This is a genomic window from Ralstonia edaphi (genome assembly GCF_958350185.1).
Lineage (GTDB): Bacteria > Pseudomonadota > Gammaproteobacteria > Burkholderiales > Burkholderiaceae > Ralstonia > Ralstonia edaphi.
The window spans coordinates 763,014-779,778 of the sequence record NZ_CATWHI010000002.1 but is presented as its reverse complement, the minus strand read 5'-3'; the positions used below and the strand labels follow the sequence as shown (position 1 = coordinate 779,778).

The 16,765-nt window shown below is 66.2% G+C and carries 18 protein-coding genes, 1 other RNA gene and 1 riboswitch; of the genes, 10 read left to right on the top strand and 9 right to left on the bottom strand.

All coding sequences use genetic code 11. The features are described 5' to 3' along the window. Positions 1–9: 9 nt before the first annotated feature. Complete coding sequence (gene lgt, locus R2669_RS08780; RefSeq protein WP_316899690.1) at positions 10–912, top strand: prolipoprotein diacylglyceryl transferase; 903 nt, start codon at positions 10–12, stop codon at positions 910–912. Between the two features lie 66 nt (positions 913–978). On the opposite strand, the gene R2669_RS08775 is transcribed toward lgt, so the two are convergent. The 5 genes from R2669_RS08775 to R2669_RS08755 all read right to left on the bottom strand — a co-directional run bounded on the left by R2669_RS08775 (position 979) and on the right by R2669_RS08755 (position 3,474). After that, entirely contained in the window at positions 979–1,680 is a 702-nt protein-coding gene (locus R2669_RS08775) for an SIMPL domain-containing protein (RefSeq protein WP_206274977.1), read from the bottom strand. 94 nt (positions 1,681–1,774) lie between these two features. Next, positions 1,775–2,245 carry an EVE domain-containing protein gene (locus R2669_RS08770; protein ID WP_027680774.1) on the bottom strand — a complete coding sequence of 157 codons (471 nt, stop codon included), beginning with the start codon at positions 2,243–2,245 and terminating at the stop codon, positions 1,775–1,777. A 153-nt stretch (positions 2,246–2,398) separates the two neighbouring features. Beyond that, a non-coding RNA gene (gene ssrS, locus R2669_RS08765) (6S RNA) lies at positions 2,399–2,618 on the bottom strand. Between the two features lie 215 nt (positions 2,619–2,833). Then, complete coding sequence (locus R2669_RS08760; protein WP_147216177.1) at positions 2,834–3,151, bottom strand: cell division protein ZapA; 318 nt, start codon at positions 3,149–3,151, stop codon at positions 2,834–2,836. A gap of 2 nt (positions 3,152–3,153) precedes the next feature. After that, positions 3,154–3,474 (bottom strand): hypothetical protein, encoded by a 321-nt coding sequence (locus R2669_RS08755; RefSeq protein WP_147216175.1) that lies wholly within the window; start codon positions 3,472–3,474, stop codon positions 3,154–3,156. A gap of 167 nt (positions 3,475–3,641) precedes the next feature. Then, positions 3,642–3,892, top strand: a riboswitch (cobalamin riboswitch). Positions 3,893–4,132: 240 nt separating this feature from the next. Here R2669_RS08755 and R2669_RS08750 point away from each other — a divergent pair. The 7 genes from R2669_RS08750 to cobC are packed head-to-tail and all read left to right on the top strand — an operon-like array spanning position 4,133 to position 10,878. Further along, positions 4,133–6,022, top strand: coding sequence for a TonB-dependent receptor plug domain-containing protein (locus tag R2669_RS08750; RefSeq protein WP_316899688.1), 1,890 nt, complete (start codon positions 4,133–4,135; stop codon positions 6,020–6,022). Continuing rightward, entirely contained in the window at positions 6,019–7,038 is a 1,020-nt protein-coding gene (locus tag R2669_RS08745; protein ID WP_316889770.1) for a FecCD family ABC transporter permease, read from the top strand. The genes R2669_RS08750 and R2669_RS08745 overlap by 4 nt, the downstream gene beginning before the upstream one ends. Continuing rightward, on the top strand, positions 7,035–7,874 hold the full coding sequence (locus tag R2669_RS08740; protein ID WP_316899686.1) for an ABC transporter ATP-binding protein: 840 nt from the start codon (positions 7,035–7,037) through the stop codon (positions 7,872–7,874). Before R2669_RS08745 ends, R2669_RS08740 begins: the two co-directional genes overlap by 4 nt. Continuing rightward, positions 7,864–8,484, top strand: coding sequence for a cob(I)yrinic acid a,c-diamide adenosyltransferase (gene cobO / locus R2669_RS08735; RefSeq protein ID WP_316899684.1), 621 nt, complete (start codon positions 7,864–7,866; stop codon positions 8,482–8,484). The genes R2669_RS08740 and cobO overlap by 11 nt, the downstream gene beginning before the upstream one ends. After that, positions 8,484–9,548: a nicotinate-nucleotide--dimethylbenzimidazole phosphoribosyltransferase gene (gene cobT, locus R2669_RS08730; RefSeq protein WP_316899682.1), complete on the top strand. Its 1,065-nt coding sequence runs from the start codon at positions 8,484–8,486 to the stop codon at positions 9,546–9,548. The genes cobO and cobT overlap by 1 nt, the downstream gene beginning before the upstream one ends. After that, positions 9,545–10,315, top strand: coding sequence for an adenosylcobinamide-GDP ribazoletransferase (locus R2669_RS08725; protein ID WP_316899679.1), 771 nt, complete (start codon positions 9,545–9,547; stop codon positions 10,313–10,315). Before cobT ends, R2669_RS08725 begins: the two co-directional genes overlap by 4 nt. Then, entirely contained in the window at positions 10,300–10,878 is a 579-nt protein-coding gene (cobC, locus tag R2669_RS08720) for an alpha-ribazole phosphatase (protein WP_316899677.1), read from the top strand. Before R2669_RS08725 ends, cobC begins: the two co-directional genes overlap by 16 nt. A 13-nt stretch (positions 10,879–10,891) precedes the next feature. Here cobC and R2669_RS08715 read toward each other — a convergent pair whose 3' ends face one another. Genes R2669_RS08715 through cobU form a run of 4 tightly spaced genes read right to left on the bottom strand, consistent with a single transcriptional unit; the run spans position 10,892 to position 14,418 of the window. Continuing rightward, complete coding sequence (locus R2669_RS08715) at positions 10,892–11,848, bottom strand: cobalamin-binding protein (protein WP_316899675.1); 957 nt, start codon at positions 11,846–11,848, stop codon at positions 10,892–10,894. Between the two features lie 13 nt (positions 11,849–11,861). Continuing rightward, on the bottom strand, positions 11,862–12,869 hold the full coding sequence (gene cobD / locus R2669_RS08710; RefSeq protein ID WP_316899674.1) for a threonine-phosphate decarboxylase CobD: 1,008 nt from the start codon (positions 12,867–12,869) through the stop codon (positions 11,862–11,864). After that, the gene (cbiB, locus tag R2669_RS08705) at positions 12,866–13,846 is read right to left on the bottom strand and encodes an adenosylcobinamide-phosphate synthase CbiB (RefSeq protein WP_316899672.1); all 981 of its coding nucleotides are present in this window, start codon (positions 13,844–13,846) and stop codon (positions 12,866–12,868) included. Before cbiB ends, cobD begins: the two co-directional genes overlap by 4 nt. Beyond that, on the bottom strand, positions 13,843–14,418 hold the full coding sequence (gene cobU / locus R2669_RS08700) for a bifunctional adenosylcobinamide kinase/adenosylcobinamide-phosphate guanylyltransferase (RefSeq protein ID WP_316889761.1): 576 nt from the start codon (positions 14,416–14,418) through the stop codon (positions 13,843–13,845). The genes cbiB and cobU overlap by 4 nt, the downstream gene beginning before the upstream one ends. A 61-nt stretch (positions 14,419–14,479) precedes the next feature. Between cobU and R2669_RS08695 the strand changes: the two genes are divergently transcribed. Both R2669_RS08695 and R2669_RS08690 read left to right on the top strand, forming a co-directional pair. Then, positions 14,480–15,976 carry a cobyric acid synthase gene (locus R2669_RS08695; RefSeq protein ID WP_316889759.1) on the top strand — a complete coding sequence of 499 codons (1,497 nt, stop codon included), beginning with the start codon at positions 14,480–14,482 and terminating at the stop codon, positions 15,974–15,976. Positions 15,977–16,051: 75 nt separating this feature from the next. After that, a complete protein-coding gene (locus R2669_RS08690) occupies positions 16,052–16,717 on the top strand; it encodes a ParA family protein (protein ID WP_316889757.1) in 666 nt (221 codons plus the stop codon). Positions 16,718–16,765: the final 48 nt, after the last annotated feature.

Genomic DNA, 16,765 nt, shown 5'->3' with positions numbered 1-16,765 from the left:
ACAGGATTCATGCTCATCCATCCGCAATTCGATCCCGTCGCCCTGCATCTGGGGCCGCTCGCCATCCGCTGGTACGGCCTGATGTATCTGGCGGCGTTCATCATGTTCCTGTGGTTCGGCCGCCTGCGCACCCGCCAGCCGCACATCGCTGCCGAAGGCTGGACCGGCCGCGACCTCGACGACATGCTCTTCTACGGCGTGCTCGGCGTGATTCTCGGCGGGCGCCTCGGCTACGTGCTGTTCTACAAGCCGGATTGGTATTTCACCCACCCGCTCGACATCTTCAAGGTCTGGGAAGGCGGCATGGCCTTCCACGGCGGCTTCCTGGGCGTGGTCGTGGCGATGATGCTGTATGCGCGCATGCGCGGCCGCTCGTGGATGCAGGTGACCGATTTCATCGCGCCGATGGTGCCGTGCGGCCTCGCGGCGGGGCGCCTCGGCAACTTCATCAACGGCGAGCTGTGGGGCCGCGTGTCGTCGCCCAACCTGCCGTGGGCGATGATGTTCCCGCAGGCGCAGGGCGAAGACCGGGAGTGGTTGCTTTCGCATGCGCAGGACGCCGTCACCAGCGGCCTGCAGGCCATTTTCGACCAGTACCACATGCTGCCGCGCCACCCTTCGCAGATCTATCAGTTCCTCGGCGAAGGCGTGCTGTTCTTCATCCTGCTGTGGCTGTATGCGCGCAAGCCGCGGCCGATGGGTGCGGTGTCGGGCGCATTCCTGCTCGGCTACGGCGTGTTCCGCTTCGCTGCGGAATTTGCGCGTGAGCCGGACAACTTCCTCGGCTTGCTCGCGGCGAACCTGTCGATGGGGCAGTGGCTGTCGCTGCCAATGATCCTGATCGGCATCGCCATGCTGGTCTGGTCCTATCGTCGTGCAGGCAACGGTGCAAAAAACCAGGCGCACGCCTGACATCGTCACCGCGCAAAGAAAAAGCCACCGGACTTCGGTGGCTTTTTTCATGGAGCGGCTCGCGGCTTACTTCAGCATCTGCACGGCGCCGGAAACCGTCACCGTGACCTGCGCCTTGCCGCCCTCGATGGGCACCGGCGCCGAATCGAACGATGCCGGAGCGGCTGCCATGCGCATCATCGGACGCGGGCCCGGGTTGTTGCTGCCCTCGCTCACGTGCACGTCACGGATCGTGTAGCTCGAGTAGCCAAACAGCTTGGTGGTCGCCAGTGCCTTGTCGCGGAACGAACTCACAGCCTGATCGATGAGCTTGGCCTCCGCCGCCGTGCGCGCCTCGCGCGACAGCGTGAAGTTCACGTTCTGCACCTGCATCTGGTTGGCCAACTGGCCGGCCAGCTTGGACGCCGCCGCAAAGTCCTTCGACGTGATGCGTACTTCGGCCCGGCCACGCCAGACGCTGATCTTGCCGTTGCGATCGGTGTTCGGATAGATATTGAAGCCGCCCGTTTCGGCTTGCACGCCGGACGTCCGCTTGGCCTGGTTGATCACCTCATCGGCCTTGCGCGACAGCGTTGTGGAGATGGCGCCCGGGTCCGCCCCTTCCTGCTCGGCGCTCAGCGTGAGCGTGACGGTGTCGGTCGGCACTTCGGCCACCGCCTGGGCATCCAGCGAAAGCACGCCCGAATGGTTCGTCTCAGGAGCGGCCTGTGCGAAAGCAGTCGTCATCATTGCAGTCCCCAAAATGGTTGCGGCCAGGACAGATTTCATTGTGTTCTCCCAAAAAAGCAATGTGATGCGTCTGACTGGCTCCTACGCGCATCGTTCATCACGTTTGTAACAATTTCCCGCCGCGCACCGTCATTTACTCCGGATCGCGCATCAATTTCGTGGTGATGTAACGCCACTGCGCCGGTGTGACGGGCGTGATCGAAAGGCGGTTGCCGCGTTGCAGCACCGTCATGTCGGCCAATGGTTCGTGCGCACGCAGCGTCGGCAGATCGATCAGCGCGCACTTGCGTACGAACTTCACGTCGACCAGCATCCAGCGGGGCGCTTCCGGCTTCGACGCGGGATCGTGGTAGTGGCTTTTGGCGTCAAACTGCGTGGGATCCGGATAGCTAGTCGAGCAGACTTCCGCCAGCCCCGCGATGCCGGGCTGCGGACAGGACGAGTGGTAGAACAGCACGCCGTCGCCGATGCGCATGCGGTCACGCATGAAGTTGCGCGCCTGATAATTGCGCACGCCGGTCCAGGGCAGGGTGCCTTCAGCGTGCAGCGTGTCGATGCTGGCCTCGTCGGGCTCGGACTTCATCAACCAGTATTGGGTGGCCATCGTGTGAGACGCACGGGCGACGTGCGGAAGTGGCGGTGTGCGCAGCATAGCAACACGGCCGTCGCCTCGCCATTGGCCGCGCACCAACGGCGAGCGCATTCACGATAGGCAAAGAAAAAGGCGGTAGCGCACATGTGCACTACCGCCTTTTGTTGGGTCCCCACCTTGGCCGCTAGACCCGCATCCTGAACCCAAGTGAGGTTCAGAGTGGCAGCGGAAGCCGCATTTCGGGTACATCACCGGCGCAGGGAGCCCACGACTTGCGTCGCACGCTATGCACTGGAAGACGCGCTCGCCCACACGGCATATCCCGCACCAAGCAATGCTTATCGGTTCAAGGAATTAATGGCCATGGCGAACCAGGCAGGGAAACTGTCAGACGCATCATCACGCTGTGTTTCGAGCGCATGGCGATGCGTCTGAGAGATTCATCGCAGGCAACCGTTTTTCTCTACCCTGTAGCCGCTAACGCCTTATGCCATAAGGGTTTGCGGGAGATGGCGGAAGCCATTGGGTGACACTATACACCCGTTCGCATCCGAACCCAAGCCCGGATGCGATCCGGTTACAAACACGTTTTGTACTGAATCAAATGACTTCGCCGTACTGGCGCAGCGCCTCGTCCGTGCGGGCGTTCAGGTCGGCCAGCTTGGCGCGAATCGTGTCGATCGGCAGGGCAGAATCGGATGCGGCCTGGCGTTGCATCGACAGCAAATCCGATGCGATGCTGATGGCGGCCATCACGGCGACGCGCTCGATGCCCTTGGTGTTCGAGCCGTTCTTGATGCGCGTCATCTGGTTGTCGACCATGGCTGCGGCTTCACGCAGCGCGGCCTCGTTATCGGCCGAGACAGCGAACTTGTAGGGCTGCCCGGCGATGCTCACTTCAATTTGCTTGCTGCTCATGCTTAGGTCTCCGAGTGCGGGGCGGGGGCGGCCGTTGTTTCTTCGGCGCCGGCGGCCTGGCCGAGGAGGTCAAGCTGGCGGGCGTCGGTGGCCGTGGGCAGCTTGTCGAGAATCGATTGGATGCGCAGTTGCGCCTCTTCGATCTTGGCATTGAGCACGCTGCGATCGGCGACCATCGCGTCGCGTTCGGTCTTGGATGCCTCGGCTTCCGCCTGAAGCCGCTCGACTTCGGCGCGCAGGCGCTGGTTCTCGGCGGCGAGCGCATCGGCGTGACGCAGCACGCGCGTGATCTTGCCGGCAAGTTGTTCGAGTTCGTTCAGCATTGGGTGTCAATCAGAATCGAGTGGGGGGATTTTAGCCGATCATGCGCGTCGCGCCTGTCCTCCATACGGATGCGCAAGAGGCGCCGGCGTGAGGCGAAGGACTTGGTGCAACGGGCGCAGGGTGTGTTTTTACCGCGACTGCGGCGGGTTTTGCATGCCTTTTCCGTTAAACTTCGCGGCGTCCTGGTGCCCGCAGCACCAACTGCAGTTAAACGGGAAGCAGGGAGCGCGCGCCCCAAGCGATGCGCCAACCTGCGCTGCCCCCGCAACGGTAAGCGAACGCCGCGTGTACCCGCCATCTCGCGAACAAGAAGATGGGTGCCGCGCGGTCTGTCCATACGCCACTGTTCCTTCGGGAATGGGAAGGCGGACAGGCCGCTTCGCCAGCCCGGATACCGGCCAGGACGGTGGATCTCAGAGAACCAATTCACGGTCCTGCTGCGCCGCCCGATCTTGGCCCTGTGATACTCGCCGTACCCATGTACGGCTGCGTTTCTCGGTCCAACCTCGGGCGGCTCGCTACGGACCGTGAGCCGGTTCTAAGCCGATGTGAGGGAACCGCATCGAGATCCTGCTGCCAGCGACCCGCGGGGGAACGGGTCCGGCTGACGCTTCTTGTCTTTTCAACATGAGCTTGACTACAAAGCGGCCACTCCGGATGCCCCGGACGGCCATGCGCGCGCTTGCCGGCGCACTCACGGGGGTCATGGCAGGTGCTGTTGCGCCGGCCTGGGCACAAAGCACTACACAGGTCGCCAGCACGCCCGTCGGCGAGCTGAACCCGACGGTGGTGACGGCCTCGCGCAGCGAGCAGCCCCTGTCGGACGCGCTGCCCCACACGACGGTCATCAGCCGCGCCGATATCGAGCGCTCGCAGGCGCCGGATGCGGTAACGCTGCTGCGCCGGGAGGCCGGTATCGAAATCGCGCAGAACGGCGGCCCTGGCACCAACGCCAGCCTGTTCATGCGCGGCGCCAGTTCCAATCAGACGCTGGTTCTGATTGACGGGGTGCGTGTGGCGTCCGGCACTTCGGGCGGCGCGCAGATCGGGCAATTGATGGCCGATCAGATTGATCACATCGAGGTGGTGCGCGGCAATGTGTCTGCGCTGTACGGCTCCGATGCGATTGGCGGCGTGGTGCAGATCTTCACGCGCAACGGTCGCGGCCACGGCCCGCTCGCCAATGCCGAGATCGAATACGGCGCCCGCAATACCAAGCGCGCGCAGGCCGGCATCAGCGGCTCGCTGGGCGAGAACGGCGATACGTCGTTTGCGGTGTCGGTGTCGGAATTCAAGACCAACGGCTTCTCGACCATGAACCCGTTGCAGGCGCCCAAGGCGAATCCGAACGACAACCCGTACACGAACAAGAGCGTGTCGGCGCAGTTGTCGCATCGTTTCTCCGCAGATTGGCAAGCGGGCCTGACGTACTTCCAGACCTGGGGCGATGTCAGCTACGACAACGCCTTCGGCAAGCGGACGGACAACAACGTTGCCCACAACGTGGTGCGTTCGATGTCGGCTTACGTGGACGGCAAGGTGACGCAGGACTGGAAGACGCGTGTGACGCTGTCGCAGGGCGACGACCGCAGCCTGAACTTCACGAACGGTGTGCTGCAGGTGCCCTCGCGCTTCAACACGCGCAATCAGACGGCGAGCTGGCAGAACGACTGGGCCTTCATGCCCAACCAGTTGCTGAAGGTGGGCCTGGAGCATCTGCAGACCACCGTCGACAGCGATGCGTACAACGTGCCCACGCGCAACGTCGATTCCGGCTACATCGGTTACGAAGGCAAGTTCGGCCCGCACCAGCTGCAGTTGAACCTGCGCCGCGACCGCTACTCGGACTTCGGGGGCGCCAACAGCTATTACGCCGGCTACGGCTTCGCATTCAACCCGCAATGGAAGGCGGTGGCCAGCGTGAGCAACGCCTTCCGCGCGCCGAGCTTCAACGAGCTTTACTACCCGTTCTTCGGCAGCCCGACCCTGCAGCCCGAGAAGGCGCGCTCGGTGGAAGCGGGCGGGGAGTACAGCAGCGCGATGGGCCTGGTGCGCGTGACGGCGTTCGAGACCGACTACAGCAACCTGATCACGAGCGCGTTCGATCCGGTGTCGGGTAATTTCCTGGCCGCCAACGTGAACCGCGCGCGGGTGAACGGCGTGGAAACCTCGTATCGGGGGTCGATCTATGGCGTGGACCTGCGGGCCAGCTTTACCATGCAGAACCCTCAGGACTTGTCGGCCAACCAGTTGCTGGCGCGCCGTGCGCGGCACTTCGGCAGCGTCTCGGCGTACAAGACGTTCGGGCCGTTCTCGGCGGGCGTGGAGTGGAATGCAGCGGGTGACCGCCAGGATTCGACCAAGACGCTCGGCGGCTATGGCTTGCTGAACCTGGTCGGCCGCTACCAGATCACGCCGGACTGGGCAGTGTCGGCACGTGTTGAAAACGTGACGAACAAGAACTACCAGTTGATCTATCCGTACAACACGGCATCGCGTGGGGTGTTCTTCACGCTGTCGTGGCAACAGCACGAACCGAAGCGATGACAACACCTGCACTGCCCGCACGCGGTTTTGCCTGGCGACTGTGGTCGCTGCTGGCACTCGCGTGCGTGGTGGTGCTGGTGGCGTCGTTGATGCTCGGCAGTGTGAGGCTGTCGCCCGCCGAGGTCTGGCGGGCGCTCTTTTTTGGCAATAGCGGCGGCGATAGCCTGGCCGCAGGCATCGTCACCGAATTGCGCCTGCCGCGTGCAGGTGCTGCGTTTGCTGCCGGCGGGCTGTTGGCCTTTGCCGGGGCGCTCATGCAGATGCTGCTGCGCAATCCGCTGGCCGATCCGTATGTGCTGGGCGTCTCCGGTGGCGGGGCGGTGGCGGCGCTCACGGCGATGTTGTTTTCGCTGCCGTGGTGGGCGGTGCAGACGAGTGCCGGCGCCGGGGCGTTGTTGTCGATGGCGCTGGTGGCTGCGCTGGCGCGTCAGCACCTGTGGCGCGGCGAGCCCGGCGAGGCCAATGCGCGCCTGCTGCTCGGTGGCGTGGTCATGGCCTCCGGCTGGGTCGGCCTGATCACGCTCATCTTGACGGTGGCGCCCGAGAACAAGCTGCGCGGCATGATTTTCTGGATGGTCGGCGACCTCGGTGGCGCCGATCGTTACGCGGGCGCGTTGCTGGCGCTCGTGGCGGCGGTGGCCGTCGTGTTGCCACATGCGCGTGACCTGAACGTGCTGCTGACCGGCGAAACGCGCGCCCGTGCGCTGGGCGTGCCGGTGGCGCGTGTGCGTGCGTTGATCTACGTGGTGGCTTCGCTGTGCACCGCGGTGGCGGTGACCATTGCGGGTTCCGTGGCCTTTGTCGGCCTGCTGGTGCCGCACATGGTGCGCCTGGCGTGGACGCGCGACGTGCGCATCCACTTGCCGGCTACAGCGATGGCCGGCGGCGGGCTGCTGATGCTGGCCGACCTGATCGCCCGCACGCTGATCGCCCCGACGCAACTGCCCGTGGGCGTGATCACCACCATGCTCGGCGTGCCGACGTTTCTCTATTTGCTGATGCGGAGCGCGCGATGAGCTGGTGGCGCCGTCCAAGTCCCGCTTCGGATGCATTCGCGCGATTGGACGCAGCGCCCGAACTGGCGCTGCGCGATCTGCGAGTGGCGATCGATGGGCGTGTGCTGGTCGAGCGATTGTCGATGAGGGCCACCGCCGGCCAACTCTGGTGTGTGGTCGGGCCGAATGGCGCCGGCAAGTCGACCTGGCTTTCCGTGCTGGCAGGGCTGCGCGCGCCGGATGGCGGCAGTGTTACGCTCGACGGTGTGCCGCTCGCCGATTGGCCTGCGCTGGCCATGGCACGCCGCCGCGCGTTCCTGCCGCAGACCTTGCATGACACGTTCCCGATCACTGTGTACGACGCCGTGATGACCGGTCGCCATCCGCACCTGGCGCGCTGGGAGTGGGAAGGCGACACCGATGCCCGTGCCGTGGAGGCAGCGATGTCTGCACTGCAGTTGCAGCCTCTTGCCCAGCGCGATGTGCGCACGCTTTCCGGCGGCGAACGTCAGCGCGTGGCGATGGCAGCCGTGGTGGCGCAGGAGGCGCGCGTGCTGTTGCTCGATGAGCCCGTCGCGCACCTCGACTTGCATCAGCAGGTTGCCGTGCTGCGCCTGCTGCGCGAAGGCTGCCGCAAGCACGGCTGGCTGGTCGTGCTGACGGTGCACGACTTGAACCTTGCGCGCCGCTTCGCCACGCATGCGCTGCTGATGGATGGTGAAGGGCATACCGCTTCCGGTATCGCCGCGGATGTGCTCACCCCCGAGCACTGCGCGCGCGTGCTGCGCACTCCCATTGCCGAGGTGGCCGACGGCCGCCACACGGCCCTGATTCCTGATGACCCCGATGACGACTGAAGACAACAACGATGGCGTGAACGAGCGCCACCGCTCCCGCATGCAACGCAAGAAGGCCGTGGTGGACGCCAAGATTGCCGCCGCGACCGACGTACGCGGCGTGCTGCTCGTCAACACCGGCAACGGCAAGGGCAAATCCAGCTCCGGCTTTGGCATGGTGATCCGCGCCATGGGCCACGACATGCAGGTCGGCGTGGTGCAGTTCATCAAGGGCGCGATCCCGACGGGCGAAGAACGTTTCCTGCGCCGCTTTCCTGAACAATGCCGCTTTCACGTGATGGGCGAAGGCTATACATGGGAGACGCAGGACCGCACGCGCGACATTGAAAAGGCACAAGCCGCATGGGCCTGCGCGCGCGAGCTGCTGAGCGATCCGACCATCGGCCTCGTGCTGCTGGACGAATTGAACATCGCGCTCAAGTACCACTACCTTGACGTGCAGACGGTGCTGGCCGACTTGCGCGCGCGCCCCTCCGCGCAGCATGTGGTGATCACCGGGCGCGGCGCGCCGCCCGAGCTGATCGACGCCGCAGATACCGTGACCGACATGACGCTCGTCAAGCACGCGTTTTTCCAGGGCATCCAGGCGCAGCCGGGAGTCGAACTGTAATGAAACAAGCGATGCACATTCCGCCATTTGACGATGCGTTGCGCGCGCGCCTGCAGGCCGCCGTGGACAGCAAGACCAAGCCGCTCGGTGCGCTGGGCCGGCTTGAATCGCTGGCCGTGCAGATCGGCCTGATCCAGAACACCGACACACCGCAGCTGACGCGCCCCGCCATAGTGGTGTTTGCCGCAGACCACGGCATCGCCCACGCGGGCGTGAGCGCGTATCCGCAAGCGGTGACGGCCCAGATGGTGCTCAACTTCATCGCGGGCGGAGCGGCCGTCAACGTGTTCTGCCGCCAGCATGGGTTTGCGCTGGAAGTGGTGAACGCAGGCGTCGCCGCGCCGCTGTGGACGGCCGGTACGCCGGGCCTGATCGACGCTCCCGTCGGCCCCGGCACACGCAACTTTGCCGCCGAGGGTGTTCAGCAAGCCGCCATGACTGCCGACGAACGCGATCGCGCCATGGCACTCGGCGCGCAACGTGTGGCACACCACGCGGCGCTCGGCACCAACGTGATCGCGCTGGGCGAAATGGGCATCGCCAACACGGCGTCCGCCGCCTGCCTGATGGCGCGGTTGTGCAATCTGCCGGTCGCGCAATGCGTTGGCCGCGGCACCGGGCTCGACGACGACGGCCTCGCCCACAAGCGCGCCGTGCTGGAAGCGGCAATGGCAAAACATGCTGGCGTACGCGAGCCTCTTGACGTGCTCGCATGCTTCGGCGGCTTCGAGGTCGCGGCGATGGTGGGGGCGGTGCTTGAAGCGGCGCAGCGGCGCATGGTCATCCTCGTCGACGGGTTTATCGCGACGGCCGCCGTGCTGGTGGCGGCGCATGTGGCGCCCGACGTGCTGCGATATTGCGTATTCGGGCATGTGTCGGATGAACGCGGCCATCGCGCGCTGCTGGAGGTGCTCGATGCGCGGCCGTTGCTGTCGCTGTCGTTGCGGCTGGGCGAGGGCAGCGGTGCGGTGCTGGCGTATCCGGTGGTCGTGTCGGCGGTGGCGTTCCTGCGCGAAATGGCGACCTTCGCCAGCGCAGGCGTGAGCGAGCGGGCATCGCCATGAATGCCCTGCGCGAACATTGGCAGGCGCTGTGGACGGCGGTGGGGTATTTCACCCGCATCCCCGTGCCGGCGTCGGTCGGGTTCTCGCAAGCGGGGTTGAATCGCGCGGCGCGCTACTTTCCGCTGGTCGGCTGGTTGGTGGGCGCTGTGGCAGCGGCGGTGTATTGGCTCGTGTCGCGCTCGGTGCCCGCGCCAGGTGTGGCGGTGGCCGTGTCGATGGTGGCGACGCTGTTGCTGACCGGCGCGTTTCACGAAGACGGTCTGGCCGATAGCGCAGACGGCTTTGGCGGCGGCTACACGCCTGAAGACCGGTTGCGCATCATGCACGACTCGCGCATCGGCGCGTTCGGGGCGATTGCCGTGTGCATGGCGCTGCTGCTCAAGTGGCAATTGCTGAGTGCGATGGCGCCGCATGGCATTGGCATCGTCGCGGCAATGGTGGCGGCGCATGCTGCAAGTCGCGCCGCGGCGGTGAGCTATCTGCTCACACACGACTACGTGCGGGCGGAAGGTAAGGCCAAGCCGGTCGCGCAACGCATGCGATGGAGCGACGCATTGTGGGCCGGCGCGTTCGGTGTCGTGCCTCTGCTGTGGTTCGGGCCGATGTGCGCGGCGTTCATCGTCGTCGGCTTGATCGTCGCGCGCTGGTTGCTGGGTCGCTACTTCGTGCGCCGCATCGGCGGCATCACGGGCGATTGCCTGGGCATGGCGCAGCAGATGTTCGAGTCGCTGATCCTGTGGGGACTGCTGGCATGGATGTCATCCTGATCCGCCACGCGCGGCCGGCCATGTCGGCAGGTCTCTGCTACGGCCGCACCGATCTGGAGCTGGCCTCGCCTATGGACCCGGAGCCTTCGGCCATCGTTGAAAAACTCAGCGCCCACCCACCGCACCGTCTGCTGGCTAGTCCGCTGCAACGCAGCCGCCTGACGGCCGAAGCCATGGCGCATGCGGCTCAACTGCCCGCCATCGAAATCGATGCGCAATTGGTGGAACTCGATTTTGGTGCCTGGGAAGGCTGCCAGTGGGATGACATCCCACGCGCCGAGATCGACCGCTGGGCGCGCGATCTCATGCACGGCAATCCGCACGGCGGAGAATCGGCGGCGGATTTGCTAGCCCGCGTGACGACCTGGGCTGAGGCAACAAGCGCGACGCCCGCGCCCTGTGTGTGGGCGGTGACGCATGCCGGCTGCATGCGCGCGCTGGCGGCGTACTGGTTGCAGCGCCCCTTGGCCGAGACGCTGCAATGGCCGTTGCAATGGGGCGCAGCCTGCGGTTTTCGCGTGCAGCCAGACGCGCTGCCGGTGCTGCTGTTCTGGAACCGTTGACCGGCCGCGCGCTTTAGCGACCCAGCCCGTTGGTGGTTTGTGATCCGAGGCGCCGCGTGCGGGCCTGCTCCAGGTCTTCGCACAACAGCGTTGCGGCTTCCACCAGGCGCGGTCCGAAGCGGTTAATCAGGTCGCCGTTGATGCTGAAGAGGTTGCCGCGCTGCACCGCCAGCAATTGCGGCCAGCGCTTCCACGCGTCGAGCGTATCCATCGGCCGGTTGCCCGGGGTGGCGCCCATGCTGGCGGTCAGCAGCACTTCGGGGTTGGCCGCGATCACGGCTTCGGGCGACACCGTCGGCACCAGCAAGGCCTCGCCGGCAAACACATTGCGACCGCCGCAGAGCGCCAGCATGTCAGAGAAGATGTGCTGACCGTTGAGCGTCATCAGCGGCTGTTCCCAGACCTGATAGAACACCGAAACCGGCGGCCGGCTCGCGTAGCGCTGGCGCAGCGCATCGGCGCGTTGGCGAAATTGCTGCGCGGCGTCATGCGCGCTCGCGCGGGTGTCGAGCAGTGTGCCGAGCGCTTCGATCGAGCGCGGAATATCGCTCATGCGATGCGGCTCGGAGAAGAACAGCGGAATGCCGAGCGCGCGCAGGCGATCGATCTGTTTCTGCGCGTTGCCGTGGCGCCAGACCACCACCAGATCAGGCTTGAGCGCTGCGATGCGTTCCAGATCGAGCGAGCGGTTATCGCCCACGTGGGGAATGTCGCGCGCGGGCGGCGGGTAATCGCTGTAAGCCACGGTGCCGACGATGCGTGCGCCGCCGCCCGCCGCGAACAGCAACTCAGTCGCATGCGGCGCGAGGCTGACGATGCGTTGCGCCGGGCGCTGCAGTGTCACGGCAGCGCCGGTATCGTCCGTGACGGAAATGGCGGCAAGTGCCGGTGCGGCAGTCATTGCGAACGCAACGGCGGACAGGCCGTACACACAGAGGCGACGGGCAAGGCGTGAGAGACAAGCGGGCATTGGGGGGGCTAGGTCAAGCGGAATGCGACAGCGATGCTAGCGCATCGGCAAGGCGTTGCCATCCGGTCTCGTCCGGGGGCAGGCCGAAGCGCAAGCCGCTGACAGGCGCATCGAACAGGCGCGTCCAGATGCCGAGGCGCGCCAGGCCTGCGTGCAGCGCCTGTGCATGCGGAGCGGGTGCCCAGGCAAACAGCGGTGTGGCGGCATTCGGCAGCCCGTGGCGATCAAGCAACGCCGAGAGCCGCGCGCCGGCCTCCTGCAGTTGCGCGCGCGTGGCGGCTTGCCAAGCGGTATCGGCCAGCGCCGCGCGCACGACGGCACGCGCAGGGCCGTTGACGGTCCAGTGTCCCAACGCTTCGCGCAGCGCGGTCAGCAGTTCCGGTGCTGCCAGCGTGAAGCCGATGCGGGCGCCCGCCAGCCCGTAAAACTTGCCGATCGACCGCAGCACGACGAGCCCTGGCATTCCTGCCAGCGGTGCCAACGTGGGGCCATCCTCGAACGCTTCGATAAAGGCCTCGTCGATGATCAACGTCCCGCCGCGCGCATGCAGACGCGTGTGCCAATCGCGCAGCGTTTCCGCGGGCAGCAGGCGTGCCGTGGGGTTGTTCGGATTGACGACGACCAGATGCTGCAAGTCGCTCGGCAAGTCGCCGAGGAAAGCGGATTCGGGCAGCGGCACGACCTCGTGGCCGGCGCGCGCAAAGGCGGGCGCGTATTCGCTGTAGCCGATCTGCGCGATGCCAGCTCGCCCCGGCGGCAGCAGGGTGGGAAGGGTGCGGATCGCCGCCTGCGAACCAGCAACCGCCAGCACGGCGCGTGCATCGATCACGCCGTAGTGCGCGGCGGCCAGTGCTTCGAGGCCGTCGTCTTCGGGCAGGCGCAACCAGGCGTCGGGCGGGATCGGCGGAATGGGGTAGCCGTGCGGATTGATGCCTGTGGACAGGTCAAGCCAGTCGCCAGGGGGTTCGCCGTACCGCGCGCGTGCCGCAGCGAGATTGCCGCCATGCACGATGCCGCTCATGACAAGCCCCACGTTAGAGCTGCGATCAGGCCCAGCGCGCCGAGCCACAGCCACAACGTGTGCGATACGAGCGTCAACGCACGCGCGATATCGGCGGCTGTTGCCGGCTTGCCTGCGCCAAGGGACGGACGTGCTTCTTCAATGCCTTCGTAGCGTGCCGCGCCACCCAGTTGAACGCGCAGGCTTCCGGCGCCCGCCGCCATCACCGGGCCGGCGTTGGGACTCGACCATTGCGGTGCTTGCGTGCGCCAGCAGCGCAGCGCATCGGCGGTGCTGCCCAGCAGCGCGTAGCTGACGGCCGTGAGTCGCGCGGGCATCCAGTTGAGCACGTCGTCGATGCGCGCGGCTGCCCACCCAAAGCCGGTAAAGCGCGCATTGCGGTAGCCCCACATTGCATCGAGCGTGTTGGCGAGCCGGTACAGCATCACGCCGGGCGCGCCGGCCACAACCAGCCAGAACAGCGGCGCGAAGACCGCATCGCTGCCGTTCTCCAACGCCGATTCCACCGCGGCGCGCGCAATGGGCTCCTCGGCGGCTTGCGTGAGGTCGCGCGAGACGATGCGTGAGGCGAGGGCGCGTGCGCGGGACAGATCCGCATCGCGCAACGCAAGCGCGATCGGCGCGATGTGTTCATGCAGACTGCGTGCGCCAATGGCGAAATAGAGGGCGATTGCATCAAGCGCGACCACCAGCCACGGCGACACATCGCGCGCGATGACGACGAGCCATCCTGCCAGCAGGACGAAGGGCAACACGGTCGCCGCCCATGCAAGAAGGCCGACGATGCGCGACCAGGCCAGCGCAGCCGGCCTGCGGTTCATGTGACGCTCCATCGCAGTCGCGATGCGTCCGAAGCCGACCAGCGGATGCCAGCGCGGCACCTCGCCGAACAGCCGATCGAGAAATACGCCTGCCAGCGCGGCCAGCGTCACGAGCGTCCACCCGAGATCGAACACGCCGCCCGACGGTACGCTCACGTTGCTGTGCCGAGTGCCGGCCCTTTCACCACCATCGGAATGCCGGCCACCAGCAGGTGCACGTTGTCGGCCAGTGCGGCGAGGCGTTGGTTCAGCCGGCCCAGTTCGTCCACGTAGAACCGCGTGACGGCGCCCATCGGCACCACGCCCAGGCCGATTTCGTTGCTGACCAGGATGACCTCGCCGGGCAGCAGCGGCAGGGCGGTGAGGAGCGCGTCAATCTCGGTCGTCCAGGCTTCGGGCGGCGTGACGAGGCCGGTCTCGGGGTATTCGTGATGCTCTGAGAACAGCAGGTTGTTGAGCCACAGCGTCATGCAATCGACGAGCACGCAGCCACCGTGCTGCGCGTGCGTGTAGAGCGCTTCGGCCAGGTGCACGGGCTCTTCGACGAGCCCCCAATTGGCGGGACGGCGCGCGCGGTGCAGGGCCACACGCAATTGCATCTCTTCGTCGCCCTCGCCGGCGGTGGCAACGTACGTGACAGGCCCCGCGCATTGCAGCGCGAGCTGTTCGGCGTGGTGGCTCTTGCCCGAGCGGGCACCCCCGAGGACGAGTGTGAGGCGGCGTGACATTCCTGCATTCTAGCGAGCGCGTGGCAGCTAGGCACGATAAGGCCGATGCGATAATCCGCGCATGTCGAAAGCTCCATTTCCTGTGCCGCCGGACTCGCTTCGGGGCACGCTGATGATCCAAGGGACCACGTCCGACGCCGGCAAGAGCACGCTGGTCGCCGGCCTGTGCCGCGTCGCGCATCGTGCGGGTGTGCGCGTGGCGCCGTTCAAGCCGCAGAACATGGCGCTCAACAGCGCCGTCACCGCGGATGGTGGCGAGATCGGCCGCGCGCAGGCGTTGCAGGCGCAGGCGGCGGGCGTCGCGCCCACGGTCGACATGAACCCCGTCCTGCTCAAGCCCAACAGCGACACCGGCGCGCAGATCATCATCCACGGTCAGCCGCGCTGCGACCTCGACGCCCGTGCGTACCACGACTACAAGCCCACCGCCATGGCCGCCGTGCTCGAATCGCACACGCGGCTGCGCGCGCGTTACGACCTCGTGCTGGTCGAGGGCGCGGGCAGCCCGGCGGAGATCAACCTGCGCGACCGCGACATCGCCAACATGGGCTTTGCCGAAGCTGTCGATTGCCCCGTCGTGCTCGTCGCCGACATCGATCGCGGCGGCGTGTTCGCGCACCTTGTCGGCACGCTCGCCTGCTTGTCGGACAGCGAACGCGCGCGCGTGACTGGCTTCATCATCAACCGGTTTCGCGGCGATATTTCATTGCTGACGCCGGGGCTGGACTGGCTGACCGCGCAGACGGGCAAGCCGGTGTTTGGCGTGCTGCCCTATCTGCACGGTCTGCACCTCGACGCAGAAGACGCGGTGCAGACGGCGCAGCGCGCAGCCTCGGCCGATGCGCTGCGCGTCGTCATTCCGGTGTTGCCGCGCGTGTCCAACCACACCGATTTCGATGCGCTGCGCGCGCATCCGCAGGTGGACGTTCAACTGGTCGGCCCTGGCCAGCCGATTCCGCCCGCCGACCTCATCATCCTGCCCGGCAGCAAGAGCGTGCAGGCCGATCTGGCCTGGCTGCGCAGCAACGGTTGGGAAGCGGCCATCGCGCGGCATCTGCGCTACGGCGGCAAGTTGATCGGCATCTGCGGCGGCATGCAGATGCTGGGGCGGCGCTTGCATGACCCGCAGGGGCTGGAAGGTGCCGCAGGCAGCGTCGACGGTCTCGGTTATCTCGATTTCGAGACCACGCTGGAGGCCGCCAAGCAGTTGCGCCAGGTGCGCGGCACGCTGGCGGGAAGCGGTGCGGCCATCACCGGCTACGAAATCCACATGGGTGTGACCGAGGGCCCTGCGCTGGCATGCCCCGCCGTGCTGCTCGATGATGGCCGGGCAGATGGCGCGATTTCGGGCGATGGGCAGATCTTCGCGACGTATCTGCACGGCTTGTTCGACACGCCCGCCGCCTGCCGCGCCTTGCTTGCCTGGGCCGGCGTGCGCGATGCGCAGGCGCAGGATTACGCCGCATTGCGTGAGGCATCGCTCGAACGTCTGGCCGACACGTGCGAGACGCATCTGGATCTCGCCGCGCTGTTTGGGACGCTGCCACGTGCAGGCTGAGCCATAATTACCGGATGGGCAGATTCGCCGAGTGATTTTATCGGCACATGATTCGACGATCGCAAGGAGGCAGGCATGCCGGTGGCCGTTGTAGCGAATCCGAAGGGCGGGGTGGGCAAAAGCACGCTGGCCACCAATCTGGCCGGCTACTTTGCCGCGCAGAATCACGCCGTGATGCTGGGCGACACCGACCGCCAGCAGTCATCGCGGGAGTGGCTGGCCCTGCGTCCGGAAACCGCCAAGCCCATCCGCACCTGGGAAATCAACGCCGACCACATCGCCAAGCCGCCCAAGGGGACGACGCACGTGGTGCTCGACACGCCGGCGGGCCTTCATGGCTGGCGGCTGGGTGACCTCGTCAAGATGTCCGGTTACGTCATCGTGCCGCTGCAGCCTTCCATGTTCGACATCCTCGCCACGCAGACTTTCCTGCGCAAACTGGCCGATGAAAAGCCCGTGCGTCATGGCGAGGTCAAGCTGGGCGTGGTGGGCATGCGTGTGGATATGCGCACGCGCGCGGCCGAGCAGCTTCAGCGTTTCGTGCAGGGACTGGACGTGCCCATCCTCGGTTATCTGCGCGATACCCAGAACTACGTGCAGCTGGCCGCGCACGGCCTGACGCTGTGGGACGTGGCGCCCTCGCGCGTGGCGAAGGATGTGGAGCAGTGGAGCGGCATTCTCGAGTGGCTGGGGGAATCGCATCCACAGGCCAGCGTCGCCGATACGTCGGCGGCGGCATGAAAAAAGCCCGGCATTGCCGGGCTTTTTCGTGGACCGAGGCGCCGTCGC

What these genes read in the sequence shown, in the direction of transcription:
- lgt (WP_316899690.1), top strand. Translation starts at nt 10, where the DNA reads ATGCTCATCCATCCGCAATTCGATCCCGTCGCCCTGCATCTGGGGCCG.
- R2669_RS08775 (WP_206274977.1), bottom strand. Translation starts at nt 1,680, where the DNA reads ATGAAATCTGTCCTGGCCGCAACCATTTTGGGGACTGCAATGATGACG.
- R2669_RS08770 (WP_027680774.1), bottom strand. Translation starts at nt 2,245, where the DNA reads ATGGCCACCCAATACTGGTTGATGAAGTCCGAGCCCGACGAGGCCAGC.
- R2669_RS08760 (WP_147216177.1), bottom strand. Translation starts at nt 3,151, where the DNA reads ATGAGCAGCAAGCAAATTGAAGTGAGCATCGCCGGGCAGCCCTACAAG.
- R2669_RS08755 (WP_147216175.1), bottom strand. Translation starts at nt 3,474, where the DNA reads ATGCTGAACGAACTCGAACAACTTGCCGGCAAGATCACGCGCGTGCTG.
- R2669_RS08750 (WP_316899688.1), top strand. Translation starts at nt 4,133, where the DNA reads ATGCCCCGGACGGCCATGCGCGCGCTTGCCGGCGCACTCACGGGGGTC.
- R2669_RS08745 (WP_316889770.1), top strand. Translation starts at nt 6,019, where the DNA reads ATGACAACACCTGCACTGCCCGCACGCGGTTTTGCCTGGCGACTGTGG.
- R2669_RS08740 (WP_316899686.1), top strand. Translation starts at nt 7,035, where the DNA reads ATGAGCTGGTGGCGCCGTCCAAGTCCCGCTTCGGATGCATTCGCGCGA.
- cobO (WP_316899684.1), top strand. Translation starts at nt 7,864, where the DNA reads ATGACGACTGAAGACAACAACGATGGCGTGAACGAGCGCCACCGCTCC.
- cobT (WP_316899682.1), top strand. Translation starts at nt 8,484, where the DNA reads ATGAAACAAGCGATGCACATTCCGCCATTTGACGATGCGTTGCGCGCG.
- R2669_RS08725 (WP_316899679.1), top strand. Translation starts at nt 9,545, where the DNA reads ATGAATGCCCTGCGCGAACATTGGCAGGCGCTGTGGACGGCGGTGGGG.
- cobC (WP_316899677.1), top strand. Translation starts at nt 10,300, where the DNA reads ATGGATGTCATCCTGATCCGCCACGCGCGGCCGGCCATGTCGGCAGGT.
- R2669_RS08715 (WP_316899675.1), bottom strand. Translation starts at nt 11,848, where the DNA reads ATGCCCGCTTGTCTCTCACGCCTTGCCCGTCGCCTCTGTGTGTACGGC.
- cobD (WP_316899674.1), bottom strand. Translation starts at nt 12,869, where the DNA reads ATGAGCGGCATCGTGCATGGCGGCAATCTCGCTGCGGCACGCGCGCGG.
- cobU (WP_316889761.1), bottom strand. Translation starts at nt 14,418, where the DNA reads ATGTCACGCCGCCTCACACTCGTCCTCGGGGGTGCCCGCTCGGGCAAG.
- R2669_RS08695 (WP_316889759.1), top strand. Translation starts at nt 14,480, where the DNA reads ATGTCGAAAGCTCCATTTCCTGTGCCGCCGGACTCGCTTCGGGGCACG.
- R2669_RS08690 (WP_316889757.1), top strand. Translation starts at nt 16,052, where the DNA reads ATGCCGGTGGCCGTTGTAGCGAATCCGAAGGGCGGGGTGGGCAAAAGC.